The organism is Catellatospora sp. KI3, assembly GCF_029948125.1.
GTDB lineage: Bacteria > Actinomycetota > Actinomycetes > Mycobacteriales > Micromonosporaceae > Catellatospora.
In genome coordinates, this window is record NZ_JASAMB010000005.1 from 216641 (window position 1) to 233906 (window position 17266).

Here is a 17266-nt window from a genome sequence, read left to right on the forward strand (position 1 = left end):
GTCAGCTGCCCCAGATCGCCGTGGCCCACTCGGGGTGGTCGATGAACGGGTTGCGGTTGCCCTGCCAGCTGTCGTAGATGACCTGGTTGCGGCGCTTCTCGAACGCGTCCGGCGGGTCCTGCAGGTTCCACTGCAGCAGCAGCGACAGCTTGCCGAAGTAGGGCGCCGAACCGTTGCCGACGACGTTGTTCAGCTCCAGGTTGGCGAAGCCGTCGTCGCCCTCGTACCGGATGGCCATGTACATCAGCATGCGCGCCACGTCGCCCTTGACCGCGTTGCGGGGTTCCCACGAGTCGGCGTCGGTGTAGTTGCCCGGCGCCTGGTTGGCCGCCGAACCGCCCAGGTCGAAGTCCTTGTTGCCGCGGTCGGCGTTGACGGAGGCGTCCTCGGGCCGCAGATGGTGCAGGTCGGTGCCCGGCCCGGTCGCGGTCCCGAAGTCGCCGTGCGACTTCGCCCAGACGTGCTCGCGGTTCCAGTCGTCGACCCCGTCACCGTGCAGAGCCTTGCTCTGCGAGCGGCCGCTGTAGATCAGGATGACGTTGTTGGCGTTGTTCGGGTCCTGGTCGGTGGCGCTCAGCCCGTCCCACACCTGCGCGTACGTCAGCTTCGTCTGCACCTTGATGATGGCGTGCAGCGCGGTGCGCAGCGCGGAGCCGGACTTGCCGACCGCGGTGCGGTAGTAGGTGGTGTCGTACGGCCCGGATGAGGCGGTCGGCGCGGGCGTCGCCGTGGGGCTCGGCGCGGTCCCGGTGAGGCTCATCGCGCTCGGGTCCTTGAGCCCGCCGTGCGGCGTGAAGTACGGCGTCAGCGTGCCGGTGACCGTCACCGACCGGCCCAGCAGGCCCGGGTTGGTCTGCAGCCCGAACGAGCCGCGCCACGCGGCGGTCACCTGGACGTACAGCATCTTCGCGGTGCCGGTCTCGGTGGCCGTGTCGGCGATCGCGATCGCGGTGTCGCCGGTGAAGTTCGACCTGATCACGGTGCTGGCGGACGTCGGCTGCCCGACGACGTAGCCGGCGACCGTCGCGACCCGGCCGTCCTGCGCGGCCAGCGCCGCGGCGACGGTCAGCGGGGGAGCGGCCGACGCCGACACCGGGATGACGGCGGTGACGACGGCTACGGCGACAACGAGGATCGCTCCGAGTCGCGCGGGGGTGAGAGTGGGGGGCCTCATGGCACGAGATGCTATGCGCTGGGCAGCGGTCGCAGAAGAGGCGTAACGCCGCGGTGGCAGCCCTCGGCCGCCGACGGCGGTCCACAGAGGAGGTTTACCTGTGTCGATGCGAAAAACGGCCCCCGGTTAATTCTCGGCGTCGGGGCCGCCGGGCTTCCCGAGTCCGCGGTTCGGATTGCCCGAGACGGCCGCGAGGTGCATACTCAACTTGTTGGTTGAACAACCGAATGGTTAAATAAGGAGGACGGGCGTGGACCAGCTCAGCGTGGTCTTCGCGGCACTGGCCGACCCCACCCGGCGGGCCATCCTGGCCCGGCTGGCCGAGGGGGAGGCGACTGTCAACCAGCTCGCCGAGCCGTTCCCGATCAGCCTGCAGGCGGTGTCCAAGCATCTGAAGGTGCTGGAGCAGGCCGGGCTGATCACCCGAGGCAGGGACGCCCAGTGGCGGCCCTGCCGCCTGGAAGCCGCCCCCCTGCGCGAGGTCGTGGACTGGGCGGACCAGTACCGGCGCTTCTGGGAAGCGCGTTATGACCGCTTGGACGACTACCTGCGGACCCTGGGCAAGGGTTCGCCGACACAGGAGGGCAACTGAGATGAGCATGGACGTCAAGGTGCAGGGCGACCTGGAGATCGTGATGACGCGCTCCTTCGACGCGCCGCTGGAGCTGGTCTGGGCGGCGCACACCAGCGCCGAGCACCTCAGGCACTGGTGGGCGCGCGGGCACGAGTGCGACGTCGACCTCGACTTCCGGCCGGGCGGCAAGTGGCGCATCGTGGAGCACGGGCCGCAGGGCGAGCGCTGGGCGTTCCGCGGCGAGGTCCGCGAGATCGTGCCGATGGAGCTGATCGTGCAGACCTTCGAGTGGGAGGGGCTGCCGGGGCACATCTCGGTGGAGCGGCTGGAGTTCGCGTACCGGGACGGCAGGACCGTGCTGACCGGCACCTCCACCTTCGCCAACCGGGAGGACCGCGACGGCATGGTGGCCTCCGGCATGGAGCACGGCGCCCGCGACTCCTACCGCGCGCTGGAGAACCACCTCAAGACCATGGCGTGAGCCGGCCGGGCCCCGCCGCGCCCGCGGCGGGGCCCGGTCACGCCAGCAGTTTCACCAGGGCGGCCAGGCCGATCACGACGATGGCCGCGCGCAGGGCGACGGGCGGCAGGCGGCGGCCCCAGCGGCCGCCGACCAGGCCGCCGACGACCGAGCCGAGGGCCAGCAGCAGTGCGGGCGCCCAGGCGACCATGCCCAGGGCGATGAACAGCACCGCCGCGACGCCGTTGACCAGGGCGGCGAGCAGGTTCTTGATCCCGTTGACCCACTGCAGGTCGGTCGAGAGCAGCACGCCGAGCAGCCCGAGCAGCAGCACGCCCTGTGCGGCGCCGAAGTAGCCGCCGTAGACGCCCGCGCCGAAGACGCCGGCCAGCAGCAGCGGCCCGGCCTGGGGCCGGTCCTCGTGCTGGTGGGTGGCCAGCCGGCGGGCCAGCCACGGCTGCGCCACGACCAGCACCAGGGCCAGCGCGATCAGCACCGGGACGATGGCCCGGAACGCACCGGGCGGCAGTTCGAGCAGCAGGATGCCGCCGGTGAGCGCGCCGAGGACGCTGGCGGTGCCCAGGCGCAGCAGCAGCGCGCGGTGCCCGGCGAGGCCGTGGCGGTAGGCGTACGCGCCGGACAGGGAGCCGGGGACCAGCCCGACCGTGTTGGAGACGTTGGCGACCACGGGCGGGTAGCCCAGCGCGAGCAGCACCGGGAAGGTGACCAGCGTGCCGGAGCCGACCACCGCGTTGATCGCCCCGGCCGCGAAGCCCGCGACCAGGACGGTGAGTGCCTCGGCCAGGTTGAGGGTCACGCCCATGCGCTGCTTCCCGCCTCTCCGCCCGCCGCCGCCCGGCGATCCGACCTGGCGCAGCATAGATCGGGCGGGAGCCGGGACCGGGGTGGTGCGAAGAAGATCACTGACGGGCCGCGGCCTTGCGGGCGCGGTACGCGCTGACGGCGGCGCGGTTGCCGCAGCCCGCGTCGCAGAAGCGCTTCGACCGGTTCTTGGACAGGTCGACGACCACGTTGCCGCAGCCGGGGAACTCGCAGGCGCGCAACCGTCCCAGCTCGCCGCCGCGCACGACGTCGATGAAGGCCATCGCCGCCTCCACCGCCATCCGGGCGGCCAGCGGCGCGTTGGCGGGGGTCGCGTGCAGGTGGTACGGCCAGTCGCCGTGCCGGACCAGCTGGGGCAGCGCCTCGTACTCGCGCAGCAGGCCGTTGACGATCGCCACGACCTCGTCCTCGCCGCTGTCCCAGAGGCGGCGCAGCCGGGGCCGCAGCTGCCGCACCGCGCGCAGCTCGGCCTCGGTGCGCGTGCGGGAACCGGTGAAGCGGTGGGCGTCGAGGAACGCGTCCAGTGCGGCCAGGTCGGGTAGCCCCTCCTCGTCCCCGGCGGTGTTCACCAGGGCCGCCGCCGCGATCAGCGCCGCTTCGGTGTCATGGGCAAAAAGCAACTTGACTCCTATCAAGTGCCGGGCGTACTGTCATCAGCATAGCCGTCTTTTGGTAATTACGTGCGGCTGGATCGAGGTACTTCACCATGCTTACCCGACGTTCGACCGGGCTCGGCCTCGGCCTGGCCGTTGTCTCAGCGGCCACCTTCGCCACCTCGGGCGCCTTCGCCCGCTCGCTGCTGGACGCGGGCTGGTCCGCGACCGCCGCCGTGGCCGCCCGCATCGGGATCGCGGCCCTCGTGCTCGTGCCGCCGACGATCATCGCGCTGCGGGGGCGCTGGCACGTGCTGCGCCGCAGCGCCGGCCCCGTCGTGCTGTACGGGCTGCTCGCCGTCGGCGGTGCCCAGGTCGGCTTCTTCAACGCGGTGCGCTACCTGCCCGTCGGGGTCGCGCTGCTGCTGGAGTACCTCGGCATCATCCTGGTCGTGTTCTGGATGTGGGCCGCGCACGGCCAGCGTCCGGGGCGGCTGACCCTCGCCGGGGCGGTGGCCGCCGTCGTCGGCCTGGTCCTGGTCCTGGACCTGACCGGCGGCGAGTTCGAGCTGGTGGGCGTGGCGTGGGGCCTGTTCGCCGCGATCGGCCTGGCGGCGTACTTCGTGCTGTCCGCCCGGGTGGACAGCGAGCTGCCCTCGACCGCCATGGCCAGCGGCGGGATGGCGGCGGGGGCCGTGCTGCTGGTGGCGCTCGGCGCGACGGGCCTGCTGCCGATGCACGCCGTCTTCGGCGACGTCGACTTCGCGGGCCACCGCGTGAGCTGGCTGGTGCCGCTGCTGGGCCTGGCGCTGGTGGCGGCGGTGGTGTCGTACCTGTGCGGCATCGGCGCGGCCCGGATCCTGGGCGCCCGCATGTCCTCGTTCGTCGGGCTGACCGAGGTGCTGTTCGCGGTGCTGGTCGCCTGGCTGCTGCTGGACGAGCTGCCGACCTGGCTGCAGCTGCTCGGCGGGGTGCTGATCCTGGCCGGGGTCGTGCTGGTCCGGCTGGATGAGGCGCCCGCCGTGCCGGAGCCGGCCCCGGTCGCCGAGCCCGAGCTGGTCGGGCGCGCCTGACCTCGCGCGTAGGTAGGCACACTTCATGCCACTTCTCCGCATTTCCGGAGAACACGTAGTGTGATTGGAGCTCATACAATCAGCGACATTCCCGGCTGGAGGAGGCGGCGATGTCGCAGCGGTGGATCCGAGTCAACGGCGGCATCCTGTGCGCCCAGACGTTCGGCGCGCCGACCGATCCGGCCCTGCTGCTCATCGCGGCGACGGCCGCGCCGATGGCGGTATGGGAGGACGACTTCTGCCGCCAGCTGGCCTCCTCCGGATACCACGTGATCCGGTTCGACCACCGCGACACCGGTCGCTCGGGCGTCCGGCGCGGCTCCGCCACCATCGCCGACCTGGTCGGCGACGCGGTCGGCCTGCTCGACGCGCTGGGCCTGGCGCGGGCGCACATCGTCGGCGCGTCGACCGGGGGCATGGTCGCGCAGCTGCTGGCGCTCGACCACCCCGACCGGGTGTCGTCGCTGGCCCTCATCGCCTCCAGCCCCGGCGCGCCCGGCTCCGAGGACGGCGATCTGCCGCCCCCGTCGCAGCGGCTGAGCGCGGAGATGGCGGCGCTGGGCCCGCCCGACTGGGAGGATCCGGACGCCGCCGTGTCGCGCCTGGTCGAGCTGGCCGCGATCCGGGCCGGGGTGGGGCGCCCGTTCGACCGGGCGGCGGCGCGGCAGGCGGCCGAGCGCATCGTCGCGTACAGCGCCGACCTGCCCGCGGCGATGCGGCGGTATGCCGAGCTCGATTACGGGACGCCGTGGCGGACCAGGCTGGGCGAGGTCACGGTGCCGGTGCTGGTGGTGCACGGCGGCGCGGATCCGGTGCTGCCCGTCGCGCACGCGTGGGCGCTGGCCCGGGCGCTTCCGCAGGTCGAGGTGCTGGTCATGCCCCAGGCCGGACACGATCTGGACCGGGTCGACTGGCCGGTGGTCATCCCAGCGCTGCTGCGCCATACCGCGGGCCGGTGACGCAGGCACCCGCCGACCGGTCGGACGCGGCCATCACCGCACGTCGGAAGTTGTACGGCCGACAGTCCACATGAGATGGTCCCCGGCGACGACGAAGATCGCCCCGGACCCGTCAGGAGTGGCTGTGCGACCCCGCCCGTGCGACTGCACCCCGATGTGCGTCCGCCGTGCCTCCGGCTGGGCCGGCATCAGGGCCGCGCGGGTCCCTGAGCCGAGCTTCGCCGAGGCCTCGGTGTACCGCGCGGCTGATCCTGACGGAGACGACCTGGCCAAGCGCCTGACCCGGTACGCCGTGCTGACCCACGACCCGGACGTGCGCGGGGCGGCGCCCGACTACCGGCGGCACAGCGAGCCCTACTACGCGGCGGTGCTGGCCGAGCTGGGCGCCATCGCGGCCGCCGACCCCGCCACCGGGGCCGCGCTGCGGCGGCTGGCGGACGAGCCCGGCGCCGCCGCCGAGCGCCGGCTGGAGGCGATGCTGACGCTGCTGCTGGGTGAGCGCCCCGAGCTGTTCGCCGTCGCGGCGGCCGCGCTGCGCGACGCCGACGCCAACGTGTACGTCAACTACCTGCGCGGCCCCGGTCACCGGCTGGCCGCCGAGCCGGTCGGCGCCGACCGGCTGTGGGCGCGGGCCAGCGACGGTCCGCCCCCGCCCCCGCCCCCGGCCCCAGGCGACGCCGACGTGCTGGTCGTCATCCCCATCTCGGACCTCAGCGGTACCCGGCGGCTGCGCGACCTGCTCGCCTGTCTGATCGCCCTGCGGGACCAGGCGCCGGCCGCCGCCCGCCACCGGGTGACCGTGGTCGAGTTCGACACCGAGGCCCGCTGGCGGGAGCTGCTCGAGCCGCTGGTGGACCACTACTTCCACGTCGCCGGTCTGGGCGCGCCGGGCAGGTCGCGGGCGCTCAACGCCGGGGTCCGGCTGACGCCGGGCGACTTCCGGGCCCTCTGCCTGCTGGACGGGGACGTCCTGGCGGACCGGTGGTTCCTGGCCCGGAACCTGGCCCGGTTCGACGACCCGCTGCTGGACGCGCACCTGCCCCACGCCGAGTGCCTGTGGCTCGACGTGCCGTCCAGCGACCGGCTCATCCGGCAGCGCTGCCTGGCCGGGGCGGCCGTGCCGCCGCTGGAGCAGGCCAGGGGCGTGCTGCTGCGCGAGGCGCCGGGCGGGTGCCTGTGGATGCGGCCGGGGCTGTTCGACCGGATCGGGGGGTTCGACGAGACCGGCGTTCCGGCGGGCGGCGCGGACGAGGACCTGGTCACCCGGGCCGCGGCGGCGGGCACCGTGGCGCGGTATGACGACGTGCTGCTCCGCCTGGCCCAGCCGGGGCCGTCGGGGCGCCGCGGTGTCCGCGACCGCGCCGCGTGCGGTGTCCTGGGCGGTGCCGACGGCCGCGGCGAGCTGATCGCACCAGCCTCACTACGACCGTAGTTAAATTAATTTAGGTGAATGTTACGTTGACGGCGCCATAGGCTCACCTCAATATTAGGAAAGTTTCCTAATAACAGGAGGGCACGTGCGCAGCAGGATCCGCTCCCTTGCCGCAAGCCTCACCGTCTGCCTGGCCGCGGCCATGGGGCTGCCCGGCGCCGCGGCCGCCGCCCCGAACGGGCTCACGGCGACCTTCACCAGCACGAACAACGGTTCGTGGTTCATGGACAAGTTCGTCGTCGCCAACCCCACCCTGGCCTCGATCACCGGCTGGACGCTGGAGTTCGACCTGCCCGCCGGGGTGACGATGAGCAACTTCTACAACGGTGTCGCGAGCCAGTCCGGCTCGCACGTGACCGTGGTCAACGCGCACTACAACGGCACCGTCGCCGCCGGGGCGAGCACCGAGCCGTACAGCCCGTGGTTCATCGCCTACGGCTCCGGCGCGACCCCGCTCAACTGCCGGATCAACGGCAACAAGTGCGACGGCACGCCGGACCGGGCGCCCGGCGCCCCGACCGGCGTGGCGGTGACCGGCCGCACCACCCGTACCGTGTCGCTGTCCTGGACCGCCGCGGCCGCGACCGACTTCCCGATCGCGGGCTACGACGTGCTCAGCGGCACCACCGTCGTGGCGAGCAGCACCTCCGCCTCCGTGACGGTCACCGGGCTCACCCCGAACACCGCCTACGCCTTCACCGTGCGGGCCAGGGACACCCGGGGCAACCTGTCCGCGCTCAGCGGCGCGGCCACCGCCACCACGCTCAACCCGGCCGACGACACCACGCCGCCGACCGTGCCGGGCGGCCTGCGCGCCACCGCCAAGTCGTCCACCTCGGTCACCCTGGCCTGGAACGCCGCCACCGACGCCAACGGCATCGCGGGGTACGACGTGTACACCGGCACCACCCTGCGCGCCAGCAGCACCGGGCTGAGCGCGGTCGTCAGCGGGCTGGCGCCGATGACGTCGTACACGTTCACGGTCAAGGCCCGCGACGCCTACGACAACGCCTCGGCGGCCAGCGGCGCCGTCACCGCGACCACCGACGACGTCATCGGCGCGGGCTACGCCAAGGTCGGCTACTTCGTCCAGTGGGGCATCTACGGGCGGCAGTACTTCGTCCGCAACCTCGACACCAGCGGCTCGGCCGCCAAGCTCACCCACCTCAACTACGCCTTCGCCAACATCGACCCGGTCAACCTGACCTGCCTGCAGGGCGTCACCCGGGGCACCACCGCCAACCCGCAGGACCCCGACCAGGGCACCGGCGCCGGTGACGCCGACGCCGACTACGGCCGCCCGATGTCGGCGTCGCAGTCGGTCGACGGGGTCGCCGACACCGGCTGGGAGCCGCTGCGCGGCAACTTCAACCAGCTGCGCAAGCTCAAGGTGAAGTACCCGAACCTGAAGATCCTGATCTCGCTCGGCGGCTGGACGTACTCGAAGTACTTCTCCGACGTGGCCGCCACCGCCGCCTCGCGGCAGAAGTTCGTCACCTCCTGCCTGGACATCTACATCAAGGGCAACCTGCCGACCTACAACGGCGCGGGCGGGCCGGGCAGCGCGGCGGGCATCTTCGACGGCATCGACCTGGACTGGGAGTGGCCCGGCGCCGAGGGGCACCCGGGCAACCATGTCAGCGCCGCCGACAAGGCCAACAACACGCTGCTGCTGGCCGAGTTCCGCCGCCAGCTCGACGCGCTGGGCGCGCCCGCGGGCAAGCGCTACCTGCTGACCGCGTTCACCCCGGCCGACCCCGCCAAGGTCGCCGCCGGCTGGGACATCGGCCCGACCGGCGTCTTCAACTCCCTCGACTTCGCCAACGTGCAGGGCTACGACTTCCACGGGGCCGGCTCGGACAACTCGTGGGAGCCCGACCGCGCCGGCCACCAGGCCAACCTGTACCGCGACGCGCAGGACCCGTACCCGTTCGAGTTCAGCGTGGAGAAGGCGGTCAAGACGTACACCGACGCCGGGGTCAACCCGCGCCGGCTGACCATCGGCCTGGCCTTCTACGGCCGGGGCTGGCAGGGCGTGACCGCGGGCGGGGTCAGCGGCGAGTGGCAGAGCGCCACCGGCGCGGCCCCCGGCCAGTTCGCCGAGGAGGCGGGCACCCGCGGCTACGCCAACCTGATCGCGAGCGTGCCCGGCTGCACGGTCTACCACGACACGCAGTCGGTGTCGACGTACTGCTACACCGGCGCGGGCGGGCAGTGGTGGTCATTCGACGACACCTGGTCGATCGGCCAGAAGACCGCCTGGCTCAAGCAGAAGGGCCTGCTCGGCGGCATGATCTGGGAGATGTCGGGCGACACCGCCGCCGGCACTTTGATGACCGCCCTCCACTCCGGCCTGTGATGACCGCGGCGCCCCGGCCCGCCCCCTGCCCGGGGCGTCCGCCGGGGCGCCGCCCCGCGCCGCCCCGCGCCGCGCCGCGCCGCGCAAGATCGTTCAAGTTGCCTGGCAATCGGGCGTATCTTGCGAGGTCATACCCCCTATTGCCGGGCAACTTAGATGATCAGCGGCGGCGCGGGGGCGTGACAATCACATCAAAGCGGTCTTTTCTGGTACGCGACGATCATCTCGCTTACCGGAGGTCCGCGTGTCCACAACCGCCAGGAGACTGGCCGCCGCGGCGGCCGTGCTGCTCGCCGCGCTCGCCCAGGGCCCACCCGCAGCGGCCGCGGCCGCGCCCGCGGTGACCGTGCTCTACACCGGTCTGAGCAACCCGCGCGGCCTCGCCTTCGACCCCGACGGCGACCTGTACGTCGCCGAGGCCGGCCGCGGCGCCGACGGCAGCCCCGACCCGGTCTGCCTGCCCCGCCCGCAGGGCCAGGGCTGCTTCGGCGCCACCGGCGCGGTCGGCCGCCTGAGCGTCGACGGCTACGAGCGGCTGCTGACCGGCCTGCCCTCACTGGCCGGACCGGACGGCACCGAGGCCATCGGCCCCACCGACGTCGCGTTCAACCGGCACGGCCACAGCCTGCTCACCATCGGCCTGAGCGAGGACCCGAAGGTACGCGCCGAGCTGCCCGCCCCCGGGCAGCTGATGGGCGGCCTGTACACCATGCGCCGCGACCCGGAGAGCTGGCAGGAGCTGCGCCTCTACCCGCAGCTGGTCACCGACCTGGGCGGGCACGAGGCGGGCACCAACCCAGACGGCGGCGAGCTGGACAGCAACCCGCAGTCGGTCGCGTACGACGCCGACGGCGCCGTCGTCTCCGACGCCGGTGCCAACTCGCTGCTCAGCGTGAACCCGGCCGGTGCCGTGTCGACCCTGGCGGTGTTTCCCAACCGGGAGGCGGTCGCCCCGCCGAGCTTCGGCCTGCCGCCGGGCACCACCGTGGCCATGCAGTCGGTGCCGATGGGCGTGGCCGTACGCGACGGCGCCTACTACGTGGCCGAGCTGACCGGCGGTCCCTTCCCGATCGGCGGTGCCCGCGTCTGGCGGGTCGTGCCCGACCAGCCCCCGACCGTCTACGCGCAGGGCCTGACCACCGCGATCGACCTCGCCTTCGGCCCCGACGGCTCCCTGTACGTCCTGGAGTTCACCCACACCTCGATGTACGGCCCCGAGCGGGGCGTCGGCGCCCTGATGCGCATCCGGCGCGAGGGTGCGACGCCCGAGCTGGTGCTCGGCGACATCAACTTCCCCGGCGGGCTGACGATCCGCAACGGCAACGCCTACCTGACCGACTGCTCCACCTGCGCCACCGCCGGCCGCGTCCTGCGCGTCCCGCTCCCTCGCTAGCGCCCGGATGCAAGGAAGGGCCCCTTCTTATCGCTTTACGCGGTGGAAGGGGCCCTTCTTGACAGCCGTCCTGTTCAGGTGGTGGCGGCGGTGGTGTACAGGTCGGCGCGGACGCGGGCGGCGGGGTTGCCGAAGGCGACCATGCGGGTCAGGCGGGTGCCGATCGGGGTGTGGTGCACGATCGAGGCCATGGTCCGCTTGGCCGCGTCGGCGAAGCGGCTGCCGCTGCCCAGCGCCCCCTTCGCCTGCAGCTGCTGGAATTTGATCACCCGGCCGATGTCGGCGGTGCGCGGCCCGGTGTAGTCCGCCAGCGCCGCCGCCGTCACCACGGCCTCCGGACCGGACTCCGCGGCCTGCGCCAGCGCCCTGAGCAGCACCGGGTGGGCGAGCACCGCATCCTGCAGGGCCAGGTTGACCCCCTGGGCGCCCAGCGGGCTGTGCGTGTGCGCGGCGTCGCCGATGAACAGCAGCCCGTCGCGGGCCCACTCGCGGGCCGTGCCGCAGAACACGTCCAGCAGGCTCAGGTCCTTCAGCGCGCGCACGTGCTCGCGGATGCCGTCGGCGTACTCCGGGGCGGCCCGGCACAGGTCGTCGCGGAACTGCCCGAACGGCTGCGCCGCCAGCTGCTTGTAGCCGCCGTGCGGCAGCGCCCAGCCGACCTGCACCCCCGGCGGGGCGCCGTAGTGGACCAGCATCCGGCCGCCGCCGCCCCGGATCGTCACCGCTCGCGGCGGATCGCCCTGGATCGGCACCTTGAACCAGAGCAGGTCGAAGTCGAAGACGTCGCGCCGGTCGTACGGCACGCCGCTGAGCTGCCGGGTCTTGGAGAACCGGCCGTCGGCACCGACCACGCAGCGGGCCCGGACGACCGTGCGCCCGCTCGGACCGGTGACCACCGCGCCGCGTACCGCACCGCCCTCAGTGACCAGCTCGGTGATCTTCGTACCGGCCAGGTAGCGGAAGCCCGGCAGCTGCTCGCACCGCGCCAGCAGCTCGGCCAGGATGTGCTGCTGCGGCAGCGCCAGCATGTAGTTGTACGCCCCCGGCAGGGCCTTGTAGTCGACCCACAGCACGGCCCGCCCGCCGCTGTAGAGCTGGAACCGGTCATGCACGTGGCTGCCGCGCCCGCGCGCGGCGGCGAGCACGCCCAGCTGGTCCAGTACGGCCAGCCCGCCCGGCTGCAGGATCTCGCCCCGGTACTCCCGGTCGAACGACGAGGATTTCTCCACCACGGTCACCGCCACACCCGAGCGGGCCAGCAGCAGCGCCAGCGTCAGCCCGGCCGGGCCGCCGCCGATGACGCACACGTCGGTGGACCAGTTGTCGGTCTCGGTCACGATCGCCTCCTTTGTCCATACGGTCGCAAGCGGCGGCTCGAGCCGGGCTCAAGACGCGCTGGAGCGGTGCCCGGGTTGCTCCGAACAGGCCACTGAACTGCCCTGGCCAGGGCACATTGGTTACGGGAGAGGAGCCCGACATGGATCAGATGACACATGACACCGCGGCCGCCGCAGCCGAACCGCAGGCCCGTTCCGGCCCGGTGACGGCACGCTGGAACGCCGAGCGCGACAAGCTCGACGCCGAGATCGCCGAGCGCGGCGTGGACTGGGACCAGCCCCGGTCCATCTACTGGAACGCCGCCTGCGGGCCGGAGGCGGGCGCGGACTTCGCCGCCGTACGCGCGCGGGTGCGCCGGTACGCCGACTTCGCCCCCACCTTCGAGGCGATCGCGCGCCGCCGCGAGGCCCGCGCCGCGGCCGCCGACGCCGCCGGTGACCTGGTCACCTCGCGCGACAACCACTTCATGGCGGCGCTGCACTGGGGCGCGGCCCAGTGGCCGATCCACACCGACGACGACGTCAACCGCTTCTACCACCGGCGCAAGCGCGACTGCTACCGCCGCTACGCCGAACTGGCCGACCACCGGATGGAGCCGGTGACGATCCCGTTCGAAGGGCACCACCTGCCCGCCTGGTTCCACCTGCCGCCCGGCTACACCGGCGGCAGGATCCCGACGGTGATCGCGGTGCCGGGCATGGACAGCTTCAAGGAGGCGACGGTATCGCTGTACGGCGACCGCTTCCTCAGCCGCGGGTTCGCGGTGCTCGCGATGGAGGGCCCCGGCCAGTACGAGGCGCGGATGCTGGGCCTGCCGATGACCGTGGAGGGCTGGACCAGGGCGGGCACCGCCTGCGTGGACTGGCTGCTGCAGCGGCCCGAGGTCGACCCGGACCAGATCGTGCTCAGCGGCATCAGCTTCGGCTCGTTCGCGGGGACGCTGGCCGCCGCGTACGAGCCGCGCCTGCGCGCCTGCGCGGTCATGAACGTCTGCCACCAGCCCGGCTGGAAGGCGGCGTTCGGCAAGGCGTCGCCGACCTACAAGATGCGCTTCATGTACATGTCCGGCCATGAGGACGAGGCGGAGTTCGACCGGTTCGCCAAGACGCTGGACCTGTCCGCGCACGTGGACCGGCTGGCGATGCCGTACCTGGTGGCGGCGGGGGAGCGCGACGAGCTGAGCCCGATCGAGCACACCCGCAAGCTGCTGAAGTCGGTGCCGGGCCCGAAGCGGTTCGTCGTGTACCAGGACTCGCGCCACTCCATCGGCGGGGTGCCGTCGACCAACCTGGGCCCGTTCGCGCCCACGCTGGTCGCCGACTGGCTCGCCGCCCGCCTGCGCGGCGAGGAGTTCACCAGCGAGGAGTGGTTCATCGACACCTCCGGCAAGGTGACCGCCACGCCCCTGAACTGACCGATGTTGGGAAGGGTCCCTTCTACCTCGTAAAGCGATAAGAAGGGGCCCTTCCTTTCGGACGGGTCAGCGGAAGATGGCGATGGGGTTGAGGACCAGGTGGCCGGTGGCGGCGTCCCAGCCCTGCACCGTGCCCAGGCACCGGGCCCAGAACTGCTCCTCCGGCACCTCGTCGCGCAGCCCGCTGTTGACGCACCGCAGCCGGATCCGCGGCACGGCGCCGGTCGCCGAGCCGTCGCCGTAGTCGGCCAGCAGCGTAGTGTGCCGGTCCGAGCCGAGCGCCGGGTCGGGCCGGAACACCCCGCGCACCAGCACGTACGAGCCGCCGCCGAGCTGGCTGAGCTTGACCCGGCCGCGGGACATCGGCACCTTGCGGCTCGGCGTGACCACGAGCCGGTCCAGGTCGACCTGCACCAGGTCGTCGGCGAGGACGTCCATGATGATGCCGATGACCGTGATCGGGGCGGCGACCTCCAGGTACCTGCGGAACTCCTCGCGGTTGCGCTCGGTGCTCGCGCCGAACTTCACCATCGGCACGTCGCTGTCGGCGCCCACCCGGCTGCGGCGCCCGACCTTCGCCTGCACCTCCTGCTCCAGCGCGCCCTGGTACTTGTACTGGTAGAGATCCATGACGGACTTGTCGTGCAGGTAGAAGCTCAGGTACGGCGGCTGGCCGGTGCCGCGGCGCCGGCCGAGCACCTGCGTCACCAGGACGGCCAGCGCGCCCAGCAGCGCCAGTGCGGTGCCCGCCCAGACCAGCAGCCAGGGCCACCACACGCTCCACCACAGGCTGTCAGCAGCCACGGATCTCCTTGAACGCGGTGAGTAGGGAGGAGGCGTCGGCGTCCACGGCGAATCCGCCGCCGGCGCGGGCGACTCGGTCCAGGTCGGCGCGGTCCGCCTCGCCGTAGGCGATCGCGAAGGTGCGCACCGAGGCGGGCAGGTCGCGCAGGACCCGGTCGATGCCCAGCCCGGCGTTGTTCTCGCCGTCGGTCATCAGCACGATCGAGACCGCCTGCTGCGGGTGGTCGCGGCGCAGGGCGGCGGCGCGGTCGTACGCGTGCCGCAGCGCCGACCAGATCGCCGTCCCGTCGTCGAACCGGTCCACCCGCAGCCAGGAGCGCAGCGTGTCCAGGTCGCCCGGCTGGCGCATGACGAGGTCGTGCTCGTCCAGGACGCGCCCGCCGAAGCGGACCACGGTGAACTGCTCGCCGACGTAGAACCGGCCGAACTTGCCCTGCTCGGTACGGTCGCCGCCGCCGAGGGCGGCGAAGGCGTCGCGCAGGGCGGCGATGCGCGGTCCCCGCATGGAGCCGGAGAAGTCGAGCACGAAGATCACCCGGGTGGGCTCGCGCAGCGACGGGTCGTCGTAGCGCTGCAGCAGCAGGTCGATGACCTCCTGCTGGTCCGGGAAGTACAGGGCGTTGCCGACGTCGACCGCGAGCCTCGGGTCGCGGGCCACGGTCGGGTCGACCGGACGGCGCAGCGTCCGCTCCATGATCTTGCGTTGCACCGCCGGGGTGCGCAGCCAGTTCACGGCGGTGTCGTACGCCTCGCGCCGGGCCGGGTCGAGCAGCAGCAGCGGGTAGTCCGAGGCGATCATCCCGTCCTGAGGGTGGATGATCTCCAGCGGTTCGGGCAGGCGGCCGGAGGCGTTGAGGGCGAGCAGCGCCGACTCGTAGTCGACGATCCCGTCCAGGTCGGCCCGGTGCGTCACGAACTGCTCGACCAGCGCGGCGGAGTCGTCGGCGGCCTGCCGGTGGCCGGCGAAGAAGCCGCGCAGCCGGTCGCAGGTCACGTCCTCGGGCCGCAGCACGTCGCCGGTGCCGGCGGCGGCGGTGGCGACGCCCACCAACGCGGCCAGCCCGCTGTTGGCGTGGCGCGGATCGGCCATGGCGAATCGCAGCGTGCCGGCGGCCGCGCCGTCGGCCAGGTCGGCCCAGGACACCTGGTGGTCGGGCGCGGTCTCGCGCAGGCTCCGCGCCACGGCCGGGGTCACCCCGACCGCGACCGGGGACGTCATGATGCTGGTGCGCAGCGGGGGCGCGCCGGTGGCGCCGGACCGGGCCAGCTTCAGCCGGAAGTAGCGGTCCGAGGACAGCCAGGCCAGGTCGTGGTGGTAGGCGCCGGGGGTCAGCGCGTTGGCGGCGTCGACCGTGCCGGTGAGGTCGAGCACCAGCTCGACGCCGGTCTGCTCGCGCAGTTCGGCCAGGATCGGCGCCATGTCGGCGAGTTCGGCGCTGGCCAGCACTCGCAGCACCCGGTGCGGCGGGTCGCCGCCGAAGCAGCCCGCCAGCGAAGCCGCCAGCAGGCAGGCGGCCAGCACGGACAGTCCGAGGCGCCGGGTCATCGCCGGCAGCTTCCGGCGACGTCGATCATCTTTTCGAGGATCAGCGGGTCGGGCAGCGAACCTCTGGTCCTGCTGTCGAACTCGGGCACCTGCACCCCCTTGCTCTGGAGGTACCCCTCCAGCGGTTCGACCTTCGTCGCCGCGTCCGGGGCGAGCTGCCGGAAGCCCATCTCCAGGGCGCGGTTGCGCAGCGCCGGGTCGGTGGCGACCAGGCGGGCCAGCCCGTCGGCCTTCGAGTTCAGCGCGATGAGCTGCGGGTGCACCAGGAAGCTCGGATCGGGGTAGAGCAGCACCCGGCTGCGGTCGACCTCACCGGTGGTCTCCTTCTGGTGGAGCTGGTACGACAGGAACTGGTGCTCGTAGATGACGACCACCGGGGCGGAGCTCTTGCCCTCCAGCGTGAGGTAGGGCTGGAAGAGGTCGGCCGTGGGCAGGCCCTGCGACCGCACCAGCGGCTGGATCGTCCGGGCCAGCGCCTCGGCCCCGTCGGCGGTCACCACCTCGCGGCCGTTCTTCATGTAGGCGAGCATGCCGAGGTAGGTGGCGGCCGAGTTGGCCGAGCAGATGTTCGGGGTGTGGGCCACCACCCGGTTGCCGTTGGAGAGGCCGAATCTCCCCAACCCCAGGTCGTTCCACGTGTTGTCCGGCGCTTCCAGGGCGGGCAGGAACTTGTCCAGGTGCAGCGTGTAGTAGAGCGAGCCGTCCGCGCCGCCCTGCGGCGTGGCGATGCCCCTGCTGCTCAGCGTCTCGGCGTACTCCCGGTAGGTGGCCAGCACGACGAAGCTGGTGAACGGGTAGTAGGCCTTCGCGAACTGCGGCGGCTGCGCCTGCTGCCGCCGGTCGATGAGCTGGTTGCCGGAGGCTTCGCCGGAGGTGAAGACCAGGTCGGCGTCGGCGGTGTCGAGCACGGCCGCGTCGTGCGAGCCCATCCGGGTGACGTTCACCTGTAAGTGGTGCCCCATCAGCAGCCGCTTGACCTCCGGGTCCTCGAAGTAGTCGCCCTTGGACGCCATCCGGCCCTGCAGGACCTCGGTGGGCTGGAAGGGCAGCAGCAGGTGGCCGGCCGGGGCCAGCGCGGCCAGGCCCGCGACGACGCAGGCCAGCGCGGCCGCGAACGGCCACAGGAACCGGCCGCGCCGGAAGAAGGGGGTGGCCGCGCTGCGTACCGCGAGCGTGGGCTCCACCGCGATGGTGCTGCCGTTCGGCACGACTGTCTCCATAGGACGGGTTGATGCGCGGCCTTCGATGCTAGTGCACCGGCGCCAGGCCGCCAGGATGATCTTCGGCAATCGCTCTCCCATGAG

Annotated in this window: 15 protein-coding genes; 8 read left to right on the plus strand and 7 right to left on the minus strand. The window is 72.6% G+C overall.

Annotated features, from left to right (window positions below):
* Nucleotide 1: 1 nt before the first annotated feature.
* The gene (locus QEZ54_RS11270) at nucleotides 2–1174 is read right to left on the minus strand and encodes an endonuclease (protein WP_281304484.1); all 1173 of its coding nucleotides are present in this window, start codon (nucleotides 1172–1174) and stop codon (nucleotides 2–4) included.
* Between the two features lie 250 nt (nucleotides 1175–1424).
* On the opposite strand from QEZ54_RS11270, the gene QEZ54_RS11275 reads away from it, so the two are divergent.
* Together QEZ54_RS11275 and QEZ54_RS11280 are read left to right on the plus strand one after the other, a co-directional pair.
* Entirely contained in the window at nucleotides 1425–1766 is a 342-nt protein-coding gene (locus QEZ54_RS11275) for a metalloregulator ArsR/SmtB family transcription factor (RefSeq protein ID WP_281304485.1), read from the plus strand.
* A 1-nt stretch (nucleotide 1767) separates the two neighbouring features.
* Entirely contained in the window at nucleotides 1768–2229 is a 462-nt protein-coding gene (locus QEZ54_RS11280) for an SRPBCC family protein (RefSeq protein WP_281304486.1), read from the plus strand.
* A gap of 37 nt (nucleotides 2230–2266) precedes the next feature.
* Here QEZ54_RS11280 and QEZ54_RS11285 read toward each other — a convergent pair whose 3' ends face one another.
* Nucleotides 2267–3031 carry a sulfite exporter TauE/SafE family protein gene (locus QEZ54_RS11285; RefSeq protein ID WP_281304487.1) on the minus strand — a complete coding sequence of 255 codons (765 nt, stop codon included), beginning with the start codon at nucleotides 3029–3031 and terminating at the stop codon, nucleotides 2267–2269.
* Nucleotides 3032–3128: 97 nt separating this feature from the next.
* Nucleotides 3129–3671 carry a CGNR zinc finger domain-containing protein gene (locus QEZ54_RS11290; RefSeq protein ID WP_281304488.1) on the minus strand — a complete coding sequence of 181 codons (543 nt, stop codon included), beginning with the start codon at nucleotides 3669–3671 and terminating at the stop codon, nucleotides 3129–3131.
* Nucleotides 3672–3757: 86 nt separating this feature from the next.
* Between QEZ54_RS11290 and QEZ54_RS11295 the strand changes: the two genes are divergently transcribed.
* The 5 genes from QEZ54_RS11295 (at nucleotide 3758) to QEZ54_RS11315 (ending at nucleotide 10860) form a co-directional block, all read left to right on the plus strand.
* Nucleotides 3758–4717 carry an EamA family transporter gene (locus QEZ54_RS11295; RefSeq protein ID WP_281304489.1) on the plus strand — a complete coding sequence of 320 codons (960 nt, stop codon included), beginning with the start codon at nucleotides 3758–3760 and terminating at the stop codon, nucleotides 4715–4717.
* Nucleotides 4718–4827: 110 nt separating this feature from the next.
* Nucleotides 4828–5676: an alpha/beta hydrolase gene (locus QEZ54_RS11300; RefSeq protein ID WP_281304490.1), complete on the plus strand. Its 849-nt coding sequence runs from the start codon at nucleotides 4828–4830 to the stop codon at nucleotides 5674–5676.
* Between the two features lie 124 nt (nucleotides 5677–5800).
* Complete coding sequence (locus QEZ54_RS11305; protein WP_281304491.1) at nucleotides 5801–7108, plus strand: hypothetical protein; 1308 nt, start codon at nucleotides 5801–5803, stop codon at nucleotides 7106–7108.
* Nucleotides 7109–7193: 85 nt separating this feature from the next.
* Nucleotides 7194–9467, plus strand: a complete 2274-nt coding sequence (locus QEZ54_RS11310) for a glycosyl hydrolase family 18 protein (protein ID WP_281304492.1) — start codon at nucleotides 7194–7196, stop codon at nucleotides 9465–9467.
* A gap of 244 nt (nucleotides 9468–9711) precedes the next feature.
* Nucleotides 9712–10860: a ScyD/ScyE family protein gene (locus QEZ54_RS11315; RefSeq protein WP_281304493.1), complete on the plus strand. Its 1149-nt coding sequence runs from the start codon at nucleotides 9712–9714 to the stop codon at nucleotides 10858–10860.
* A 74-nt stretch (nucleotides 10861–10934) separates the two neighbouring features.
* On the opposite strand, the gene QEZ54_RS11320 is transcribed toward QEZ54_RS11315, so the two are convergent.
* The gene (locus tag QEZ54_RS11320; protein ID WP_281304494.1) at nucleotides 10935–12197 is read right to left on the minus strand and encodes an FAD-dependent oxidoreductase; all 1263 of its coding nucleotides are present in this window, start codon (nucleotides 12195–12197) and stop codon (nucleotides 10935–10937) included.
* A gap of 140 nt (nucleotides 12198–12337) precedes the next feature.
* Here QEZ54_RS11320 and QEZ54_RS11325 point away from each other — a divergent pair, with 140 nt between their 5' ends.
* Nucleotides 12338–13612 carry an alpha/beta hydrolase gene (locus QEZ54_RS11325; protein WP_281304495.1) on the plus strand — a complete coding sequence of 425 codons (1275 nt, stop codon included), beginning with the start codon at nucleotides 12338–12340 and terminating at the stop codon, nucleotides 13610–13612.
* Nucleotides 13613–13678: 66 nt separating this feature from the next.
* Here QEZ54_RS11325 and QEZ54_RS11330 read toward each other — a convergent pair whose 3' ends face one another.
* Genes QEZ54_RS11330 through QEZ54_RS11340 form a run of 3 tightly spaced genes read right to left on the minus strand, consistent with a single transcriptional unit; the run spans nucleotide 13679 to nucleotide 17170 of the window.
* Nucleotides 13679–14416, minus strand: coding sequence for a hypothetical protein (locus tag QEZ54_RS11330; RefSeq protein WP_281304496.1), 738 nt, complete (start codon nucleotides 14414–14416; stop codon nucleotides 13679–13681).
* Nucleotides 14406–15962 (minus strand): substrate-binding domain-containing protein, encoded by a 1557-nt coding sequence (locus tag QEZ54_RS11335; protein WP_281304497.1) that lies wholly within the window; start codon nucleotides 15960–15962, stop codon nucleotides 14406–14408. Before QEZ54_RS11335 ends, QEZ54_RS11330 begins: the two co-directional genes overlap by 11 nt.
* Complete coding sequence (locus QEZ54_RS11340; protein ID WP_281304498.1) at nucleotides 15959–17170, minus strand: hypothetical protein; 1212 nt, start codon at nucleotides 17168–17170, stop codon at nucleotides 15959–15961. Before QEZ54_RS11340 ends, QEZ54_RS11335 begins: the two co-directional genes overlap by 4 nt.
* Nucleotides 17171–17266: the final 96 nt, after the last annotated feature.

What these genes read in the sequence shown, in the direction of transcription:
- QEZ54_RS11300 (WP_281304490.1), top strand. Translation starts at nt 4,828, where the DNA reads ATGTCGCAGCGGTGGATCCGAGTCAACGGCGGCATCCTGTGCGCCCAG.
- QEZ54_RS11325 (WP_281304495.1), top strand. Translation starts at nt 12,338, where the DNA reads ATGGATCAGATGACACATGACACCGCGGCCGCCGCAGCCGAACCGCAG.
- QEZ54_RS11285 (WP_281304487.1), bottom strand. Translation starts at nt 3,031, where the DNA reads ATGGGCGTGACCCTCAACCTGGCCGAGGCACTCACCGTCCTGGTCGCG.
- QEZ54_RS11270 (WP_281304484.1), bottom strand. Translation starts at nt 1,174, where the DNA reads ATGAGGCCCCCCACTCTCACCCCCGCGCGACTCGGAGCGATCCTCGTT.
- QEZ54_RS11335 (WP_281304497.1), bottom strand. Translation starts at nt 15,962, where the DNA reads ATGACCCGGCGCCTCGGACTGTCCGTGCTGGCCGCCTGCCTGCTGGCG.
- QEZ54_RS11280 (WP_281304486.1), top strand. Translation starts at nt 1,768, where the DNA reads ATGAGCATGGACGTCAAGGTGCAGGGCGACCTGGAGATCGTGATGACG.
- QEZ54_RS11295 (WP_281304489.1), top strand. Translation starts at nt 3,758, where the DNA reads ATGCTTACCCGACGTTCGACCGGGCTCGGCCTCGGCCTGGCCGTTGTC.